Raw genomic sequence first — 19,281 nt, forward strand, 5'->3', positions numbered from 1 at the left:
ATTATCTGTTAAAACCTTACATAAAATGAAACAATATTGAATGTAAGGTTTACCCTATATATTACTCAGCCACTACCGTAAAACGTTGCTTAATATGTTTGGCATTTTCAGCTTCATCGATCATGGCAATAGCATAATCGGCATAACTGATTCGGCTTTGTCCTTGCGAATTGAACAAGACCTGCTCATTACCGGCTTTATAGTGACCTGTTCTTGCTCCGTCGGCAATAAACTCAATCGCAGGGCTTAAGTAAGTCCAGTTTACATCCTGACATTTTTTAAGCTCATCTAGTGCTTTGGCCATATTATTGGCTAACGGTTTAAATTCTTCTGGAAATTCTGGGGTATCAACTAAACGAATAGTGTGTTGTGGATTAACATATAAACTACCGGCACCGCCAACAACTAATAAACGATTAGGTTTACCGCTTAAAATATCAGTAAGATGTTTTAAACTGGTTTGATGTTGAGGCAGTGATTCAAGACTCCATGTGGCAAATGCATCAACAATCACATCAAAAGGTTTCAAATCTTCATAAGTAAGTTCGAACAGATCTTTAACGAGAACTTTTGCATTAGGATCGACATGCGAATTTGGATTACGAACAATCGCCGTCACATCATGCCCACGCGCAATTGCTTCTTTAACGATTAAACTACCTGATTTACCACTCGCACCAATGACCGCAATTTTCATGGTCTACTCCTTTAATATTATCAAAATAAAATTTTTGTTAACACTTTTTGACTTAACATGTTGATCAAAAAACGAATATATTTAGATTAATATTCAAAGTTTCCATTGTAAAGTAGGTACCATATAGTAATATAGTATCTATTTAGTAACTATTGTTGAATTTTAAGGAAATTATCAGCGTGTTAAGTAATGAAAATTTACCACCCTGCCCGGTTGAAACCACATTAATGCTAATGGGCGATAAATGGAAAGTTTTAATTGTTCGTGATTTATTAACAGGTACAAAACGCTTTGGTGAATTAAAAAAATCACTTAATGGCGTGTCACAGAAAGTATTAACTCAACATCTAAGAACAATGGAAAAAAACGGCTTAGTCAGCCGCAAAGTCTATGCCCAAGTACCACCTAAAGTTGAATACACATTGACCGATGTCGGACAAAGCTTAAAACAAGTGCATGACGCTATGTTGGCGTGGGGAAGTGCTTATCAATTAAAACAGGGTAAAAAGTAGGTTTTAGTGATAAAAAGTTTTTTCTATCTATGCATAAGTAATGTTAGCAAATTGATAGCATGATTTTCATTAAGCAAAAAATGATGGCTAATTAGCATCAAATTTAGAACAAATGAAATAAAATTCATCCGGTTTTGAGTCTTTATCCTGACCAATAACGATTGTATCTGGGTAAAGATTATTGTCAGTCATAGGGGTAATTTCCTTTCGGAATATGTCTGTATCATTCAAAGGAATAGGTTCTTCACAGCTGCGTAATATAGGGTTAACCTCAATCAATTTAGCGAACTTGTGCATATCACCTTTGGCTTTAGCATAAAAAGAGGTGATGAAATTATCGCTTTCATAACGAATCATATTCACCCATACATTCTTGACTTTGATAGGTTGCTCAAAATGGTATTCGATTTCAGTTATACTATCTTGTTTTTTGTTTTTTATAGTAATTTTTTGTTTTTCAAGTTCAGCGATAATCTTTTTATCTTCTATGGCAAAAGGCTTTGACTGACATAATAAAGCTGATCTAAATTGTTCTGTTATGGTTGTATTCTTCGTGTCATCACTAGAGGCATATCCAGATAAACTCAACAAAAACAGAGCGGAAGTGTAAGTCAAAAGTAAATGTAATTTTTTCATGTCTAATGGCTTTTAGTAAAGTTACAGATTGAGTTAAATTGTATTACCAAGAACTTGTCAAACTTTAATCTAATTCTACCACTGAATTTAAATAAAATATAAGCAATATTGCATATATTTAAATATCAACCAACCTGCCACCATATCGCAATTTTGTTAAAACTATATTACTATAATTTAATTGATCTTTATTCAGTAAATTTATTATGAGCAAGTCATTGAGCCATTTAACCATTAAAGATATTGCTAAACTTAGTGGTGTAAGCAAATCAACGGTTTCAAGAGTAATTAACCATGATCCTATGGTGAAAGAGGCAACACGTAATAAAGTCAATGCCATTATTGAACAATATCAATTTACGCCCTCCAAATCAGCTAGAGCAATGCGAGGTTATGGTAATAAAGTGATTGGTATTATTGTCACTCGGCTCGATTCAATGTCAGAAAATCAAGCTGTTCGAAGTATGCTACCTATTTTTTACCAATCTGGCTATGACCCGATAATCATTGAAAGCCAATTTTGTGTTACAAAGGTATCAGAACATCTTTCCATGTTAAAAGAGAAGCAAGCTGACGGAGTAATCATTTTTGCTTTCAACGGGCTTGAACACTCATTATTATCATTTTGGCAACGCAAATGTGTCATCATAGCAAGATCTTTTTCTAACTATAATTGTATTTGTTATGATGATACGGGTGCAGTAATTAAGCTACTTAACCATTTATATTTTGAAAAGAAATTTAAAGACATTGCTTTTATTGGTGTTGAGCAACAAGATCAAACTACAGGCGCATTACGTTACCAAGCTTATCTTGATTTTTGCCATAAACAGCAACTTTTACCTAATGCCGCTTTAAGCAAATTGAGTTACCGCTCCGGTTATGATCTTGCCGCATCCGTGTTAAAAAAATCACCGTGCGCTATCATTTGTGCGACAGACAGTATTGCTTTAGGTTTAAACAAATATTTAGCCGAAAATCAGTTAAAACATATTGTCGTTGCGAGTGTTGGTAATAGTGAACTACTTCAATTCTTATTTGCTAATACTTTAGTGGTTGAGCTAGGGTTTGATAAAGCAGGCACTTATGCTGCGCAAGAATTACTGGCTATGTTAAAAGGTAAAGTTGAATATAAAACAATTACTGTGACATCTTGTTTATTTAACACGTCAAAATAGACTTATCTCCCCCAAATTTTAATAAAAATGTGAATTGAATCACAAAAAGGGAACGTTCCCATTTATTAGTTTTCAAATTCATTTTATGCTAAAACCCTATCATAAAATAGCCACATTATTGATCACATTAAAAATGTACAAGTACAAAAGAAAAGGAGGCCTGCTATGGCTAAAGATTCCAATATCACAACAGAATCAATTATGCAGTTAATTGAATTTGTTGGTGGGAAACATAATGTTGCCAGTGTTAGCCATTGTTTAACTCGGCTCAGATTTGCTTTAGCAGATCCTAAATTAGCCAATATCGAAGCAATTGAAGAGCTGCCTTTTGTGAAAGGCTGTTTTAGTAATGCCGGACAATTTCAAGTCATTATCGGCACAAATGTTGATAGCTATTACAAAGTGCTTATTGAGCAATTAAATTTAGATGAAACCAACAAAGAGCAAACAAAGGCTGCAGCTAAGCAAAATATGTCATGGTTTGAACGGTTAATCTCAAATTTAGCTGAAATTTTTGTCCCATTATTACCCGCACTGATTGCTGGTGGCTTATTACTTGGCTTGCGTAATGTGATTGGTGACATGCCAACTATCAACGATAAACCGCTTACTGACACTTATACTTGGTTGGTACCTATTCATAGTTTTCTTTGGTTACCGTGTGAAGCGATTTTCAATTTTCTACCGGTAGCCATATGTTGGTCTATAGTCAAAAAAATGGGCGGTTCCCCTGTGTTAGGGATCGTTTTAGGGATAACATTGGTTTCCCCACAACTGATGACTGCTTATAATCTAGGGAAAATCGTTCCCGAAGTGTGGGATTTTGGTTGGTTTACTATTGCTAAAGTTGGTTATCAGGCACAAGTTATACCGTCAATTTTTGCCGGTTTAGCGTTAGGATGGATTGAAACTCGATTACGTAGAATTGTCCCTAATTACCTAACTTTAGTGATTGTCCCAATCGTATCACTACTATTAGCCGTCGTCCTTGCACATTTTCTTTTAGGACCAATCGGACGAATGTTAGGCAATGGTATTGCTTATGTGGTTAAATATTTAATGACTGGTGATTATGCCTTCATTGGCTCGGCAATTTTTGGATTCTTTTATGCTCCGTTGGTTATTACTGGAATTCACCATACTACATTAGCTATCGATATGCAGATGACAGAAAGTATGGGCGGTACACCGATTTGGCCAATCATTGCCTTATCTAATATTGCTCAAGCCTCAGCCGTTGTTGGCATCATTCTAATCAGTAAAAAACATAATGAGCGCGAAGTTTCCATACCTGCGGCAATATCAGGTTACCTAGGTGTAACTGAGCCAGCTATGTACGGTATCAATTTACGCTATAAATTCCCAATGTTCTGCGCCATGATTGGAGCAGCTAGTGCTGGGTTAATCTGTGGTTTATATGGTGTGTTATCAAATGGTATTGGTGTCGGCGGATTACCAGGCATCTTATCGATTCAACCCGTTTATTGGGGAATTTATGCCTTATCTATGTTGGTGGCAATAGTTGTGCCAATTATTTTAACAGCAGCTGTTTATAAATTGAAATTGAAAAAAGGGACATTAGAGATTCGCTAAACACGATTTAATAACCGTTAACCATTCGATTACTGAATGGTTAATTCATGTCAGATTAAAAATTAAGAGCAAACAATGAATACGAACGAAATCCCTTGGTGGCAAAATGGTACTATTTATCAAATCTATCCCAAAAGTTTTCAAGCCAGTGGTGCGAGTTCAACGGGGGATTTATTAGGCATTATAAGTCGATTAGATTATCTCAAAAATCTGGGAATTAGTGCGATTTGGTTAACGCCAATTTATCCTTCTCCGCAAGTTGATAATGGTTATGATGTATCAGATTATTATGATATCGATCCGGCTTATGGCACGATGCATGACTTTGAATTATTGGTGAAGCAGGCGCATGAACGTGATATCCGGATTATGATGGATATGGTATTTAACCATACTTCAACACAGCATCCTTGGTTTAAATCGGCTTTAGATAAAAACAGTCCATTTCGATCGTTTTATATTTGGAAAGACGCCAAAGCTGACGGCTCAGAACCTAATAATTGGCGGTCAAAATTTGGCGGCAAAGCTTGGCAGTGGCATGAGCAATCAGGACAATACTATTTACACCTGTTTGCAAAACAGCAAGCCGATCTCAATTGGGAAAATCCAACCGTTCGCCAAGAGATTAAAAATGTCTGTCAATTTTGGGCGGATAAAGGCGTCGATGCATTAAGGCTTGATGTGATTAATTTAGTCTCTAAACAGCAAGACTTTCCGGATGACGTGCAAGGTGACGGACGAAGATATTATACGGACGGTCCGAAAATACACGAATTTTTGCAAGAGATAAGCCGAGATGTTTTTCAACCTAATGGTTTAAAAACAGTGGGTGAAATGTCGTCTACTACGCTTGAAAACTGTCAAAAATATGCCGCATTGGATGGCAAAGAGTTGACCATGACGTTTAATTTTCATCATTTAAAAATTGATTATCCAAATGGGGAAAAATGGACGCTGGCTAAACCTGATTTACTTGAACTCAAAAAGATACTTGGCTATTGGCAAGTGGGTATGCACGGTCAGGCGTGGAATGCGATTTTCTGGTGTAATCACGATCAACCTCGCATTGTGTCACGTTTAGGTAATGAAGACCAATACCACAGCGAATCGGCCAAAATGCTGGCAATGATTCTTTATGGACTACAAGGCACGCCGTATCTTTATCAAGGTGAAGAAATTGGGATGACCAATCCCCATTTTACCGATATTTCGCAATATAAAGATGTGGAAAGTCTTAACATCTATCAAGAAAAAATTGCCGAAGGTGTGTCAGAGTCTGATATGTTAGCGATTCTTGCCAGTAAATCACGGGACAATAGCCGAACGCCAATGCAGTGGGATAACACCGCCAATGCCGGATTTAGCCAAAGTAAACCTTGGATTGAGGTGGCAAACAATTATTCAAAAATCAATGTTAAGGCTGCGCTTGATGATCCCAATTCCATTTTTTATTGCTATCAAACTTTAATCAAATTACGCAAAACATACCCGATCTTTATTTTCGGTGACTATCAAGATCTAACGCCTGATAATGCTAATTGTTGGTGCTATATCAGACATTGGAATAATCAAACGTTACTTGTGATAGCCAATCTGACCGAAAATAGGGTTAAATGGCAATTGTCTAAAGCATTAGAAAATAGTTCTTGGCAAAAGTTATTGAGTAATTACCAAAATGAAACAACGTTAAAATCGGAATTAACATTGCAACCTTACGAAGCGATGTATTTTCTATTGAACGAAGATTAATGATTTTAACTATTGGCTTTTAATAAAAGTCTGTAACAGCGTAATCAATAAAGATTACGCTGTTTAATCTCATCATACCGACTAATATTGATACAACGACTCTCGCATGTTAACCAAAATCTGTAATACCTTAGCTGAATCAGGTTGTTCAGATAGTGATGATATTAGTGATGCGGTTTCAATGTCAGCCAGTAATGATTCGGCCATATTTATAATCTCATCATAGCTTAATTGACCATTTTTAATGGCGAGCAGTTCATCACGATTAGCGCATTTATTGGTAATAGTGCCTTTGGTCATTATTTCGTGAGCAACTTGTAATAAGCGAATGGTATGCATCATATTTTTAGCATCAAAATCATTACCATTTTCAATATTGCTACGATAACGCTGCTCATTACGTTCGGCAACCCATTGCCAGTAAGCCTTATAATCACGACAATGCGATGAAAAACCATCACGATTAAAACTTAAGTAAGCATTTACTGGGGTGCCTTCTTTCACCGACGACAAGCACAGTTCAGTCGAATCATCATGCTGAATAATACCATGATAACCGCAGTCTCCCGATGCATCATAAAAAAGTGCATATAAATCTAGACTATGTGGCACATTCACTAAACCACATAAGTGTTGATCAAGATGCTTTTCATTTAACCAATTGGTGAGAGGATAAGCATGCTGACCTTGAATGATATAACAAAAGTCAAGGACTGTTTTACGTTTCACCTCAACGGGATTATTAATTTTTTTATTCAATCCTTTGGCTTTTTTAATTTGTGACATGGCATAGTGAGCAAAGGTTTGTTTAGTTTGCTGAGATAGAAATAGATCAAGGGTTAACTGCTGCATTATCGGATGTTGATATAAAATACAGTCTGGTGCAGAAGCCAATACTTCTAAAATATTCGGATTATTTTTTAGTAATAACTCGACAAAGCGTCCTAATTCATAATAGACAATATCATTGGTTTCATTACTAATTTGCGGAATATACTCCAGTCCATAAAATTTATCTTTAGGTAGATAAAATACCCCTTTGATATCCGTATCCGATGTTTCGGTAGCTAATCCGAATGAACGACTACCACTAATCACTTCAAACAGAATAAGATTTTGCGCTTTTAAATCATCAATTGTCATTAAGTCTTCCTCAACGCTATTTTAAAGTCATTAATGTTTGCCTAAAAAATTGATCTAATTTATCTGCATTAAAATGTTGTTCGCAGATAGATTGAACTTGTTCAGAGATATCAATCATTGATTGTTCAATAAACAATAAGATTTCTGGCGCAATGGTAATTGGCGCTGATTCCACCATGGTTGCTTTTAATGTAATAATATCATTAATTTGCTGGCGCAAACTGTCCGGTAACAACGTTAATAACGGAATGATTGACATCGGCGCAATTTGCCGTTTTTCTAGGCACCATTTAGCACACAATAGTGGTCTTAGCACATAAAACAGTTTTTTTATGCCAATCTGCTGCCCATCACGGTTTTGTAAGGCACTTTTGGCAATACCTGAATAGTGATAAATATTACCACGCGCATTAAAAAAGTGGGCACACAGTTGCCACAGTTGGCCTGCAATGGCTTCATTTTGATGATAAATAATTGGAGATTGTAGCCATTCAAATGGTGTGGTGTTGGACTTACGTATTAACTGTAACGTCTTTTTCAGATCCCAACCTTGTAAATCCAATTCATCATCTACAGGAAAAGTTAAATGTGATGAAGGATTATCAATAGCTAAATACTTATCCAACGGATGAACGTAAATAAAACGCACATCATAATCACTATTTGGCGAGGGAAATCCCCACGCCCGACTACCCGACTCACAAGCGTATAAAATATGGATATGATATTGTTGTTCTAATTCAGTAATTTTCTGTTTTATTCGCCGTTCCATTTTAACTATTCCTTAATTTTGACACACTTTATTCATTATCATTGATAATCAATTAATTAACCATGACTATTTATGATAAAAAGCTTCAAATCTGAAATCATTTTAACCAAAAACGGGCTGTAACTTTTTTTAGCATTAAAGTGTTGTATTTAAAATAAAATCCACTCTAGCCATCAAACCATAATTTTTGATCTTAATAGAAAGTATATGCGACAATATCGAGGACAAGGAGAATTTTTTTATGATGATGGACACATCCTATTCAATAGAACAATGTGTAAAATACCACGCACAAGATGTTGATTATGTTTCTCAACGAGAAATCACATTAACACAAGATCAAGCGCTGAATATTGAAAAAAGAATGATTAATCGTAATCATGCAATTGCTCCTTTTTATTTCCCATATGGTGCATATGCCATTTCATCTCTTTTAGATGAATATGGTCTACAAGGACTTTATTATATGCCTGGCTCTTTAGAAGAAGCGGTAAAAGAGATTGAAGATAAAAAAGGACAAGTTAGTGAAAATAATTAATTTAGTAATTATCGTTTTATTTAATTTTATCGGTGCCTATCTAAGTTACCAATGGTGTTATTCAATAATTATAAGAAAACATCATCGTTTACCACCAGAATTATATTATTTGATATGTTATGGTTTGTGTTATTTCTGTTTTATTCTGATTTCAATCTTTCTTTTAAATAAAATAAAAAGACCGATGACTTTAGTGATTTTCGGCGTGCCTATAGGTCTTATCGTTACCGTAATGTCACCAATTTTCTTCATATTAATTATGGAAGATGATTATAAATCGATTTTTAATCTAGAGTTTATTATGGGGATGTTAGGTATCACATCAATGATAACCCTTAATTTTATAATCTACCCGGCAATTTTATTATGCTGTCATTATTCTATTGGTGGGATACAAAAAATATTAAGTAAGATTGTGTTGAAGCAATAATCAATTGTCCGAACTAGCCAAAAAATCCCCCAACTATTTAATACTGTATAACTCCTTAGATTGGATTGTGATATTGAATTATCTACTGTTATTTTAGGCGTTATTATAATAAAGATTAGTAGAATTATAATCCAAACTAAAATGCTAAATGATTTTTACTGCAGTTTACGATGAACCTATCAGGCAAACTTAAAATAGTTATCATAGGTATGTCCCAGACTAATTTACTACTGCTAAGTATAAGAAAAATATGCTATATTATTTTTAAGTGATTTTACATGACGGTAAGATGGATATAAAACTAATCAAGCATGACAAACACTATATTGATGGGACGGATGATCTCTACAGTTTAATGCAACGTGTATTATTGCGTGATAATCAGTTCGACAAAGAAAAAGAACATCTTTGGATGATTGGCATGAATCAAGCTGGTTAAATCCTATATATCGAACTGATTGCGCTTGGCAGTTATAAATCGGCCGACATTGAGCCGATGAATGTAATTCGTGTTGCGATAATGAAAAACGCCTCACGGAGGGTATTAGTTTACAACCCTTCATCAGGATCGCTGACGCCGTTCGAGGCGGATAAAGATATCACCGATAGATTAATTCAAGTCGGCCGTATTCTAAATATCGACCCAATTGACCACCTAATCATCAACCCTAAATCCTATATTAGCTTCCGCAAAACTAAGCTTATGGACGAGTTAGAACAAAGTCTAAAATACGTACCGACTTATCAAGTGATTGATATGATCCGTAAGGAAGAAAAAAAGATCGCTAAAGAGAAGTTGGCGGTTGAAAAGGATAAGACAAAAACAGCTCAACAAAAAGCAAAAGCGGAAAAGGAACCTCGTGAAAAACTAGAACTGGCAACAGCAATAGCTTTACGTGGCAAAGGTTTATCAATCGAAGATATCGCGAAAATTCTGGATATATCTGAAAGAAAAGTTAATCAAATATAGCGGAAAGAGAGCTAATTAAAAGTTCTTGAGCTCTCTATTTATGAGACTTAATTATTATTCTTCGCCATAATAATAATTTTTATCACCTTTTCTAATAAATATTTGTTTTTTGGGAGCTAAAACTCGTGAGCACCATGCAGATACTTTCTGTCTTGTACAACCAACTGAATCAGCAATTTCTACAGCTGTCATTGCTTCATCTGGTTTTAAAGTAGCTATTAATCCTAAAATTTTAACCTCTACTTCCGCGAAATTACCTTGAGCAATTTCAAACGATTGATGAACAATTTCGTCTAATACACTGTCATCTGCAAAACATCGCTTTACTTTTGCTTTAGCTACTTCTTGTTCTTCATATATATAATTACACGTTGGACATTTATAACTTTTTAGTTTTGAACTGGTGAAATAGCTATCATAGTTTGCTAAAACTGTATCATAAACGAATCTTCTTGCCGTATATTCATCTTTATTTTCTGCATATTTGATATTAAGGTCTAAACAGATATCAAAATCAAAAGCATATAAATTATAATTACCACCATACTTTGAAGAACGCCCTTCTTCTAATAAGTGAATTAAAAAATTTTCTTTAAATACATTAAAATATTCTTTTCTATTGGGAGCGATTAAAATATGGCTTGCAGGTCTGGTCGAGTTTTTTCCTTTTTCCTCAATAGCTTTGGCTATTAGGGCATTCCATAAGTCGTTGTAAAATCCTGGTATCAATTTTATTTTAAGAGCACCTTCATATTGTTTTTGATATGTTTTTCTAGCTGAACGTATACCATAATTAATTTCATTAAGCCCTATTTTACAATCATTACTCTCAGCTTGTTTCCAAGCATTTTGAAGAATCATTCCTACAGTTCTTGTTACTCCTAATGACTCTCTGGCAATACGAGCAATAATTTCTGTTTTATTACCCTTTAAAAGACTATCAAACGTAATTTCGGGACTATAAGCAATTAATCGTTTTTGAATCAAAAGTGAGATTGTTTCTTCCAATTTTTTTAATGCAATTGACAATCCTCCTAAACGTTCAACATGTTCATTTAAGTCAAGTGGAATAGGGAAAATATCTCGTCCAATTATGATCCTATCACCAAAATCAAATCTATCTGTAATGACACCTATTTTTATAAACAAATTAGTTTTTGAACCAAGAAAACTTTTTAAGAGTTTCGAAAACTTAGCTTGATACTCTGAATTTAAATCTGAAAATTCATCAAGAAATAAATATGTTTGATCTATTTTAGATTTTCTCAAAATATCATTAATTTTATTTAAAAATTCTTGAACATTAACACCTCTAGTTTGAGTATAAGTTTTACTATGCTCATTCAACGTGCTCTGGTCTGCCTTACCAGAAAAATTTAGGTTTTTTGAAGATAGGCATGCTTCAACTGATTTTTTGTCAGATGTTGCACTTTTAGAGGTAATATTTTCATCTCTTGAACGTGACAACAAATTTCCACTTATAAGCATTTTTTCGATATACTCAAGGTCATCTAATGCTGGATTATCCTTTTTGAAAACTAAAAGTTTTTTTTCGTCATAAAAAGATTCAAGTTGTCTTTTTAAAGAATCAATAATTTGCCTTACAAAATGAACTTCAAACAATTCAATATTGTCACCATCAAATAAATCACTACAGCTACTAAGGTCAATGTATATAGGTAAAATTTTTCTTTCTAATAAATTAGAATTACTTTTAAGTGATTTTAAACATTCGTAATATCCTTTTAAAAGAGCTGTAGTCTTTCCTGTCCCTCTCCTACCAGATATATAGCTATCTTGTTTTTGAAGAATACTAGCAGTGGTATTAAAAATATCTACATAATAATCATTCAACTCCTCCAACTCATTCACTTTATCAAGAGATAAATAATCAGCTCTTAACAATGAATCAAATGCTTCTTTAATTTTATTTTTGACCTTTTGCTCCATTTTTTAACCTCGATAAAAATTAACCAAAGATAGTCATGAATGTCACTATATTATATAGTATTAACCTCAATAATTTATTTAATTTTATACGAAAATTGCTAATGAATTAATCAAATTCACTTAAACTATGTAAATTTATTTTTGCGCAGTCATAACGGCATCAATATCTTTGTATGCCGTTGGGATTTCATCAATCACCTTGGGCTTATCACTCACTACACAATGTGAACAGGAGCAGAAATTGTATTCATTGACCAGTCCTTGTAAAATACAGCTTTTTGCGATTTCGAGAACCAAAAAACAGAAGAGTAATGATGCCGACAGGCTAAAAAAATATTTGGCAAAATTTGGGCTGAGTTGGGATGAGATTAAACAGGTATAACTAAATGAATAGCATTAGAGAACTTTTTTTTGCTATGGACGAATACCAAGGAAATACATTTTATTCTGATGTCATTTCATTCTGGTCAAATAAGCAAAATTATCATCGTTATTTACAACATATTGTGGAAAACATCATCGAACCTGAGGATGCACTTTATATTACTGATGCTGCTAATTGGGAGCTTTATGCTCTATCCCGTGTATTAGATATATTAACATGCTCCTTACAACACTCTTCTCATTACCCACATATTTCATTGGATGAGTATATAGCCTTTGCCCAAAGTATTGGCTTAAGCTGTGAGCAACCTAAAGAGTTTCATCCATTTTTTTATGAAATTACGGATGTTAAAGTAGGAACGGATCCTTTTTTGTTACACGCTGTGCATTACCCAGCTTTATTTTTGGGTAACTTATTAATCAATCGAGGGGGTGCAACGATCACCTTGCCCGATGAGCAGTATCCGATTCAAGAGATAAAAACAGCACCAATCTATTGGGCCTATACCAGAAACAATCGTGAAGCCCATGATTTGTCACACGGATGGGGACATAACTCTCAATGGCGTACCAGCTTTCGATTTGATTTTAGAACTGAAAAAGGTCTTTTTTATAATTTCACAGGCAAGGATAGTCTAAACCATCCAGATCAACAATTATTAACCAAATTACATGAAGATAATATTTCGTTAGATGAAGCCATTGATCTTGTTCGTTATCGGCAATTGCTTTATATCCATAAAAAAGATGAATTATGGCCCTATGACTATCGACTTTTTGAACCACATACCAAAATATTGGTATAGTGTTGTTTAATATATATAGTACTTCACAACCCCATAAACTTGGTATAAAATTCACCCGCTTTCCTGAATAGTGCTGCTGCAGGAAAACAGTAATTATCTTCTCAATTTGAGGAGACGCTTTTTTATTGTTTTCTAGGTGGCTATTATGTCTACATTTTCCCGTTTACAAAAACGTTTGTCCCGTCTTGGGATTGAAAGTCATTTTAATAATGATATTTATACTTTAAATAAAGAAAGTACATCTGCTCAGATTTTGTTACCGAGTCCATTGCCTTTAGAGCAAAAAGCGGTAGAACAGTTTCTGAACTTTGCATCAGTGAACGTTCCTAATAGTTTAGGAAAAGTTTGCATGGCTCGTGCTACTCCTGATTTTCATCCAGGTGCGGTTGCGCCTGTTGGTAGTATTGTTGCAACTACTCAGGATTTAATTATCCCGGCAGCAATTGGTACCGATATTAATTGCGGTATGCGGCTTTTTACTACCGGTTTGAGCTTTGATCAGGTGTGTGAACAAAAATCGACAATTATTGCCCAATTAAAACGTGTGTTATTGCAAGATGAACGTGATGTACCTGTTACGCCGCAATCTTTTCAGGCATTATTCGATCAAGGTCTTGCAGCATGGTTATCGGCGTTACCGCAGCAAGGTTTGTGGAATTCAGTTAATTATGAACGATTACACGCAGAGCTTAATAAAATATCGGGTAATCATTTAATTAAGGCAGATAGTCAGTATGCACCTGAAGCTTTTTTTGAAAAGCGCGATATTGTCCGCCCAGCGAGTTTAGGTACTGTCGGATCTGGTAATCATTTTGTCGAGTTACAAATTGTTGATGATATTATCGATCGACATTTAGCTTATCAATTAGGTCTTGAAAAAAGTAGTGTCGTCGTCATGATTCATACCGGATCGCGTGATGTTGGTTTTTACATTGGTCAGCGTTGGCAAGATAGAGCAAAAGCTTTATGGCCGATTAATGAAAAACAACCAAAATTCGGATTATTCGGTTTAACAGATAGTCACGCACAAGCCTATTTACACGCTATGGGCGTTGCTGCGCGTTATGCTTGGATTAATCGAATTGTGATTACCGAATTGATACGTAAATCACTTGCAATTATTTTTCATCAAGATAATAGTCAACTTGTGGTCGATATTTCGCACAATATCATTTTGCCTGAACAAGAGATGAATATTCATCGTAAAGGGGCAACGCCTGCTTATGCTGGTCAGATAGCTTTAATCCCAGGTTCGATGGGTGATCACTCTTATGTGGCAGTAGGTAAAGGTAATGCAGATTGGTTATGGTCTTGCTCACACGGTGCAGGTCGAGCAGAAAGACGACAAGCTATGCGTAGCAAAAAAGTCGAATATGATAAGGTTAATTTGCCATGGCAATGTATTACCTTAAAAGAAGAACGGCTACGTGAAGAGGCGCCCACAGCCTACAAACCGATCACACCAGTGATTGAAGCACAACAAAACGCCGGTTTGATTCAAACAGTGGTTAAACTTAAACCGTGGATTACGTTTAAGGTGTAATTTTTATACAACAACCGCATTGACTTGGCTTGATGCGGTTTTAAAAATTACTTTGTTTGCACAAGCATCGGCTAAATCAGCAAAAACACTCTCAACAACTTATTTATAGCAAATAATATCAAGCTAATAGTTGTTGCTTATTAAAATTAAATTCTATAAAAATTATTGAGGAGTCTATACCGTTATCCGGTTTAAGGTTTCCAACATTTAACGGTGGAAACCTTAACAAGATTATATATAGTTTAAAAGGGATTTTTCTGCATTGAGCAACTTTATTTAATAGCTATACCCAAATAGTATCAATACCCAGCCGCTAAACCATCCCCTCTCGGGTCGGTTGCGCCCATTAGTCGATGATGATTGGTATCGATAAGAATGGCACCGGCATGACCCATGGTATCGGTGTAATCATTAACAATTTGCACATCATGCCCACGTAATTTGAGGGAATGAATTACATCGTTAGGTATGCGCCCTTCAACTTTAAGATTATTGGAAGATGCACCCCATGTGCGGCCATGTAACCATCTTGGTGCATTAATGGCATCTTGAGGTGTCATGCCAAAATCAACAATTCGTGTCACAATTGCCGCTTGCGTTTGTGGTTGTCCTTCTCCGCCCATGGTGCCATAAACCAAATAAGGTTTATTATCTTTTAAAAGCATGGCTGGATTTAACGTATGAAAGGTGCGTTTATTTGGCTCTAAACGATTAATATGGTTAGGCTCTAACGAGAAAAAACTACCACGATTTTGCAATAAAATTCCTGTATCTTTAGCAACAATGCCAGAACCAAAATCATGATAAATACTTTGAATAATAGAAACCGCATTTCCTTCTGCATCAACAACACCAAACCAAACGGTATCGCCTTTAGGATCTAATGGCTTTATTTCAACACGTGCCTTTTGCATATCAATCTGTTTTGCTTGTTGCTGACCATGTTGGGTAGATAATAAGAGATCAAGCGGAATCTGATTAAAATCGGGATCAGTAAGGTATTTATCTCGATCAGCAAATGCTTGTTTTGTTGCTTCAATAATTAAATGGTAATAATCAACGCTACCTTCACCCAAGGATTTTATATCAAAATTATTGAGTATATTTAGAATCTCTAACGATGCCATACCTTGTGTATTGGGTGGTAGATTATAGGCGCTATATTCTCGATAATTAACATGGATCGGGGCTACCCATGTAGCACGATGCTTAGCAAAATCATCTAAAGTCAATACACCACCATGGCTTTGCAGATCGTTGACAATATTTTTAGCAATATCACCCTGATAAAATTCCTTAGCGCCTTTATTTGCAATAATTTTTAATGTGTTAGCTAAATCGGGTTGTTTAAGGATTTCGCCAATTTGGTAAGCTTGCCCATCGTCTTTTAAGAATACTTTTTTAAATTCCGAAAAACGCTGTAACTCCCGAAACTCTTTGTCTTTTGGATCAATATTAATTGTAGACCAATAATTTAGGCTAGGTGAAACCGAAAATCCATTTTCGGCATAATCAATTGCTGATGCAAATAACGTGTTCCACGGTAGTGCATTTTTCATATTTTTAGAGGCATATTGGTACGCTTCATCCCAACCGGAAACCACCCCTGGAACGGTATTGGCTGCCAGATAACCTCGCGACGGAATTTTATGGAAACCTTGATTTTTATAATAGTCTATCGTGGCCAAACTACCAGAACGACCGCTGGCATTTAGCCCTTTTAGTTCTTTGGTTTTAGCGTTGTAGATTAACCAAAAGTTATCGCCACCAATGGTATTCATTTGAGGATAAACAACAGCAAGCGTTGAGGCTACGGCAATCGCTGCATCAACCGCATTGCCTCCTTTGCGTAATACATCAATTCCAGCTTGAGTCGCTAAATAATTGGGGGACGTTACCATAACATTGGTCGTTATCGGGTTAAGACAACGGGAAGGGGTATCACAGTACTTTCCTGTCTCTGATAGCGGTATATCAGCAGCACCAGATAAAGGATTAATAAGCAATAAACTTAATAATATTGGGTATCTTTTCCTCATTTTAGAAGTTCCTCAATTGTTAACTGTAACATTTTGAGGAATGCATTTTCTATGCCAAGAATAAACTATTTAAATTTTGCAGCTAAAATGATTATGACCAATGGCGATAATACCGTTCTGAATTGCCTTATAATGCAAGCTGTGTCCCCCGATACTTCAAATCCGGCTGTTTGATCCACTGCTGAGCATCAATAATCGCCAGCTCTCGGGCATTTTGTTGTTTGGTGATGTCGAGAACGTGATTGGCGGCATTCGCAGCGAGTTCAAAGGCGGTTAATTGGGATTGTCCATTCACTAAATGGGCAGTAAACAGACTACAAATTAAATCGCCCACGCCCAATGGACGGTGTGGAAAATCATATAATGGTCGAGCCAGATGATAGCTTTGCGATGGTGTGGCTAAAATCATTTCAAATAATTCCGTCGTTTTACCGGCATGCAGCAGATTTTTAACCAATATGGCTTGAATCCGCTTATTTTGCAGTGTTTTTATCGCGTTAAGCACATCGTTAAAGGTTTTAATTTCCAGATTCGATAATATCTGTAACTCCAATAAATTTGGTGTGATATAGTCAGCGTATTTGATTGCTTGCTTAGTGAAGAAATCAATAATATTTTGTGGCAGGGAACTGCCTTTATTGATGTCGCCCCCCATAACCGGATCGCAAACATAAATCGCATTAGGATTATAAAATTTAATCTTTTTTACGGCTTCAAGGATTTCTTCACCTTGTTCGGCAAGTCCAATATAGCCCGAAATAATGGCGTCAATGGATGACAATACACCAATTTTTTCTAAACTATTGACGATTCGAGTGATTTGCTGAGCGCCCAGCACAATGCCGTCATAATGTGGATAAACCGTATTACTCGATAACTGAACGGTGTGTATTGGCATCACTTCGACACCTTGCAATTGCATCGCTAGTGTCGCCACTTTATTACCGGCATAACCATAAACAACATTGGACTGAATTGATAAAACAGTTTTCATATATAGGCCTTATTATTCATCATAATAACGATATTTGCTTAACAAGTAGATGCAGATAATGGATATCAGTGCTAAACCGCAATAAAATAAGGCTAAGGGTAACCAAAAACTTTTGAAGGTATAAATAACATAACCACCTATCATTGGAATTAAGCTACCAAAAATAGCCGCACACCCTTGATAACTCATTGATAACCCAGTATAGCGCATTCTGGCAGGGAAAATGCGACTCAAATACCCAGCTATTACACCATAAAAGCCGCTGTAGCAAATCACATTTAACGAAATCCCAATAATAAAACTGGCTTTTGTGCCTGTATTTATAATCGGGAATAACAAGAATACCGATGCCATTGCCAACATTGCTGTACAAATCAAAAAGCGTGTTGCCGAGAATTTTTCTGACCAATAAGAGATAAACGGTTGAGCAACAAAATGGACAATAGCGATCCAAAACAGTGCATCAACTATCACTGATTTTTCGACACCAAGTACCAAAGTAGTATAACCAATCATTAAGGTATTGGAAAAGATACCGCTAAATGACAGCACATTAGCACCAATCGCTAATATTAATAATGGCAATGCTTTTTTAAATACTTCGATAATCGGTGCTGACTCTTGCTTTAAGTCTGCTTGTTTTTTAGATGCTTCAACAAAAACCGGCGATTCGGTTAACGTCACTCTAGCAATAATGCCAATAATTAACAAAATAGCACTGGCTAAAAAAGGAATACGCCAATAACCACTATCAATCAGTTCATTAACAGGTAAACGAATAATATAAGAAAAAACCAGTAATGCTAAAATATTGCCTGCTGGGCTTCCCCACTGAGCAAAGGATGAAAAGAAGTTTTTCAACCCTTTCGGCGCATGTTCATTCGTCATCAACACGGCACCACCCCACTCACCACCAACGGCAACACCTTGTAAAATTCGCAATGCAACCAATAACGTTGGTGCCAAAATACCTGCTTGTTGATAAGACGGTAATAACCCAACAAAAGTGGTCGCCGTCCCCATTAAAAGCAAAGTGATAATAAGTGATTTTTTACGCCCTAAACGGTCACCAATATGCCCAAATAACATAGCACCTAAAGGACGTGATAAAAAACCTACTGCAAAGGTAGCAAACGCCCCTAAAATTTGCACAAACTCGTTATCTGAAGGGAAAAAAAGCTGACCAAAAATCAATACCGATGCTAACGCATAGATATAAAAATCATACCATTCAATAGTAGTACCAATAAAAGCAGCAAAAGCCACTTTTTTTGCAGATGAATTTGACATAAGTAAACCTTGGGTAGAGGAATGTATGACCAATAATGAATAATAAAACTAGCACAA

Annotated in this window: 17 protein-coding genes and 1 pseudogene; 9 read left to right on the top strand and 9 right to left on the bottom strand. The window is 35.6% G+C overall.

Annotated elements, in window-relative coordinates; translation table 11 throughout:
- Positions 1 to 61 precede the first annotated feature (61 nt).
- Positions 62 to 697, bottom strand: a complete 636-nt coding sequence (locus GYM74_RS11645) for an NAD(P)-dependent oxidoreductase (RefSeq protein WP_220218368.1) — start codon at positions 695 to 697, stop codon at positions 62 to 64.
- A 227-nt stretch (positions 698 to 924) separates the two neighbouring features.
- On the opposite strand from GYM74_RS11645, the gene GYM74_RS11650 reads away from it, so the two are divergent.
- Positions 925 to 1,209: a helix-turn-helix domain-containing protein gene (locus GYM74_RS11650; RefSeq protein WP_220219668.1), complete on the top strand. Its 285-nt coding sequence runs from the start codon at positions 925 to 927 to the stop codon at positions 1,207 to 1,209.
- Between the two features lie 87 nt (positions 1,210 to 1,296).
- On the opposite strand, the gene GYM74_RS11655 is transcribed toward GYM74_RS11650, so the two are convergent.
- On the bottom strand, positions 1,297 to 1,845 hold the full coding sequence (locus GYM74_RS11655; RefSeq protein WP_220218369.1) for a hypothetical protein: 549 nt from the start codon (positions 1,843 to 1,845) through the stop codon (positions 1,297 to 1,299).
- Between the two features lie 206 nt (positions 1,846 to 2,051).
- Between GYM74_RS11655 and treR the strand changes: the two genes are divergently transcribed.
- From treR to treC, 3 genes are all read left to right on the top strand, one after another.
- Positions 2,052 to 3,023 carry a trehalose operon repressor TreR gene (gene treR, locus GYM74_RS11660; protein ID WP_220218370.1) on the top strand — a complete coding sequence of 324 codons (972 nt, stop codon included), beginning with the start codon at positions 2,052 to 2,054 and terminating at the stop codon, positions 3,021 to 3,023.
- 165 nt (positions 3,024 to 3,188) lie between these two features.
- The gene (treB, locus tag GYM74_RS11665) at positions 3,189 to 4,616 is read left to right on the top strand and encodes a PTS trehalose transporter subunit IIBC (protein WP_220218371.1); all 1,428 of its coding nucleotides are present in this window, start codon (positions 3,189 to 3,191) and stop codon (positions 4,614 to 4,616) included.
- A 75-nt stretch (positions 4,617 to 4,691) separates the two neighbouring features.
- Positions 4,692 to 6,365: an alpha,alpha-phosphotrehalase gene (gene treC / locus GYM74_RS11670; protein WP_220218372.1), complete on the top strand. Its 1,674-nt coding sequence runs from the start codon at positions 4,692 to 4,694 to the stop codon at positions 6,363 to 6,365.
- Between the two features lie 81 nt (positions 6,366 to 6,446).
- Here treC and GYM74_RS11675 read toward each other — a convergent pair whose 3' ends face one another.
- Together GYM74_RS11675 and GYM74_RS11680 are read right to left on the bottom strand one after the other, a co-directional pair.
- Positions 6,447 to 7,508 carry a DNA polymerase beta superfamily protein gene (locus GYM74_RS11675; protein ID WP_220218373.1) on the bottom strand — a complete coding sequence of 354 codons (1,062 nt, stop codon included), beginning with the start codon at positions 7,506 to 7,508 and terminating at the stop codon, positions 6,447 to 6,449.
- 16 nt (positions 7,509 to 7,524) lie between these two features.
- Positions 7,525 to 8,280: a nucleotidyltransferase domain-containing protein gene (locus GYM74_RS11680; protein WP_220218374.1), complete on the bottom strand. Its 756-nt coding sequence runs from the start codon at positions 8,278 to 8,280 to the stop codon at positions 7,525 to 7,527.
- Between the two features lie 241 nt (positions 8,281 to 8,521).
- On the opposite strand from GYM74_RS11680, the gene GYM74_RS11685 reads away from it, so the two are divergent.
- From GYM74_RS11685 to GYM74_RS11695, 3 genes are all read left to right on the top strand, one after another.
- A complete protein-coding gene (locus tag GYM74_RS11685) occupies positions 8,522 to 8,818 on the top strand; it encodes a hypothetical protein (protein ID WP_220218375.1) in 297 nt (98 codons plus the stop codon).
- 719 nt (positions 8,819 to 9,537) lie between these two features.
- On the top strand, positions 9,538 to 9,687 hold the full coding sequence (locus GYM74_RS11690) for a hypothetical protein (protein WP_220218376.1): 150 nt from the start codon (positions 9,538 to 9,540) through the stop codon (positions 9,685 to 9,687).
- A 15-nt stretch (positions 9,688 to 9,702) separates the two neighbouring features.
- Positions 9,703 to 10,218 (top strand): JAB domain-containing protein, encoded by a 516-nt coding sequence (locus GYM74_RS11695; protein WP_305054796.1) that lies wholly within the window; start codon positions 9,703 to 9,705, stop codon positions 10,216 to 10,218.
- Positions 10,219 to 10,272: 54 nt separating this feature from the next.
- Here GYM74_RS11695 and GYM74_RS11700 read toward each other — a convergent pair whose 3' ends face one another.
- Together GYM74_RS11700 and GYM74_RS12435 are read right to left on the bottom strand one after the other, a co-directional pair.
- Positions 10,273 to 12,168 (bottom strand): hypothetical protein, encoded by a 1,896-nt coding sequence (locus GYM74_RS11700; protein WP_220218377.1) that lies wholly within the window; start codon positions 12,166 to 12,168, stop codon positions 10,273 to 10,275.
- A gap of 135 nt (positions 12,169 to 12,303) precedes the next feature.
- A pseudogene (locus GYM74_RS12435) lies at positions 12,304 to 12,450 on the bottom strand (RtcB family protein); the annotation flags it as partial.
- Between the two features lie 104 nt (positions 12,451 to 12,554).
- Between GYM74_RS12435 and GYM74_RS11710 the strand changes: the two are divergent.
- Complete coding sequence (locus GYM74_RS11710; RefSeq protein WP_220218379.1) at positions 12,555 to 13,358, top strand: hypothetical protein; 804 nt, start codon at positions 12,555 to 12,557, stop codon at positions 13,356 to 13,358.
- A 145-nt stretch (positions 13,359 to 13,503) separates the two neighbouring features.
- Positions 13,504 to 14,901 carry an RtcB family protein gene (locus GYM74_RS11715; protein ID WP_220218380.1) on the top strand — a complete coding sequence of 466 codons (1,398 nt, stop codon included), beginning with the start codon at positions 13,504 to 13,506 and terminating at the stop codon, positions 14,899 to 14,901.
- A 299-nt stretch (positions 14,902 to 15,200) separates the two neighbouring features.
- Here GYM74_RS11715 and ggt read toward each other — a convergent pair whose 3' ends face one another.
- The 3 genes from ggt to GYM74_RS11730 form a co-directional block, all read right to left on the bottom strand.
- On the bottom strand, positions 15,201 to 16,940 hold the full coding sequence (ggt, locus tag GYM74_RS11720) for a gamma-glutamyltransferase (RefSeq protein ID WP_255556170.1): 1,740 nt from the start codon (positions 16,938 to 16,940) through the stop codon (positions 15,201 to 15,203).
- A 127-nt stretch (positions 16,941 to 17,067) separates the two neighbouring features.
- Positions 17,068 to 17,934: a pyridoxal kinase PdxY gene (gene pdxY, locus GYM74_RS11725; RefSeq protein ID WP_220218381.1), complete on the bottom strand. Its 867-nt coding sequence runs from the start codon at positions 17,932 to 17,934 to the stop codon at positions 17,068 to 17,070.
- 12 nt (positions 17,935 to 17,946) lie between these two features.
- Positions 17,947 to 19,224, bottom strand: coding sequence for an MFS transporter (locus GYM74_RS11730; RefSeq protein WP_220218382.1), 1,278 nt, complete (start codon positions 19,222 to 19,224; stop codon positions 17,947 to 17,949).
- Positions 19,225 to 19,281 lie beyond the last annotated feature (57 nt).

It is taken from the genome of Gilliamella sp. ESL0405, assembly GCF_019469205.1.
Taxonomy (GTDB): domain Bacteria; phylum Pseudomonadota; class Gammaproteobacteria; order Enterobacterales; family Orbaceae; genus Gilliamella.

Coding starts and splice junctions, on each gene's coding strand:
- GYM74_RS11680 (WP_220218374.1), bottom strand. CDS start 8,280: ATGGAACGGCGAATAAAACAGAAAATTACTGAATTAGAACAACAATAT.
- GYM74_RS11685 (WP_220218375.1), top strand. CDS start 8,522: ATGATGATGGACACATCCTATTCAATAGAACAATGTGTAAAATACCAC.
- GYM74_RS11710 (WP_220218379.1), top strand. CDS start 12,555: ATGAATAGCATTAGAGAACTTTTTTTTGCTATGGACGAATACCAAGGA.
- treR (WP_220218370.1), top strand. CDS start 2,052: ATGAGCAAGTCATTGAGCCATTTAACCATTAAAGATATTGCTAAACTT.
- GYM74_RS11700 (WP_220218377.1), bottom strand. CDS start 12,168: ATGGAGCAAAAGGTCAAAAATAAAATTAAAGAAGCATTTGATTCATTG.
- treC (WP_220218372.1), top strand. CDS start 4,692: ATGAATACGAACGAAATCCCTTGGTGGCAAAATGGTACTATTTATCAA.
- GYM74_RS11690 (WP_220218376.1), top strand. CDS start 9,538: ATGGATATAAAACTAATCAAGCATGACAAACACTATATTGATGGGACG.
- GYM74_RS11655 (WP_220218369.1), bottom strand. CDS start 1,845: ATGAAAAAATTACATTTACTTTTGACTTACACTTCCGCTCTGTTTTTG.
- GYM74_RS11730 (WP_220218382.1), bottom strand. CDS start 19,224: ATGTCAAATTCATCTGCAAAAAAAGTGGCTTTTGCTGCTTTTATTGGT.
- GYM74_RS11650 (WP_220219668.1), top strand. CDS start 925: ATGCTAATGGGCGATAAATGGAAAGTTTTAATTGTTCGTGATTTATTA.
- ggt (WP_255556170.1), bottom strand. CDS start 16,940: ATGAGGAAAAGATACCCAATATTATTAAGTTTATTGCTTATTAATCCT.
- GYM74_RS11645 (WP_220218368.1), bottom strand. CDS start 697: ATGAAAATTGCGGTCATTGGTGCGAGTGGTAAATCAGGTAGTTTAATC.
- GYM74_RS11675 (WP_220218373.1), bottom strand. CDS start 7,508: ATGACAATTGATGATTTAAAAGCGCAAAATCTTATTCTGTTTGAAGTG.
- pdxY (WP_220218381.1), bottom strand. CDS start 17,934: ATGAAAACTGTTTTATCAATTCAGTCCAATGTTGTTTATGGTTATGCC.
- GYM74_RS11715 (WP_220218380.1), top strand. CDS start 13,504: ATGTCTACATTTTCCCGTTTACAAAAACGTTTGTCCCGTCTTGGGATT.
- treB (WP_220218371.1), top strand. CDS start 3,189: ATGGCTAAAGATTCCAATATCACAACAGAATCAATTATGCAGTTAATT.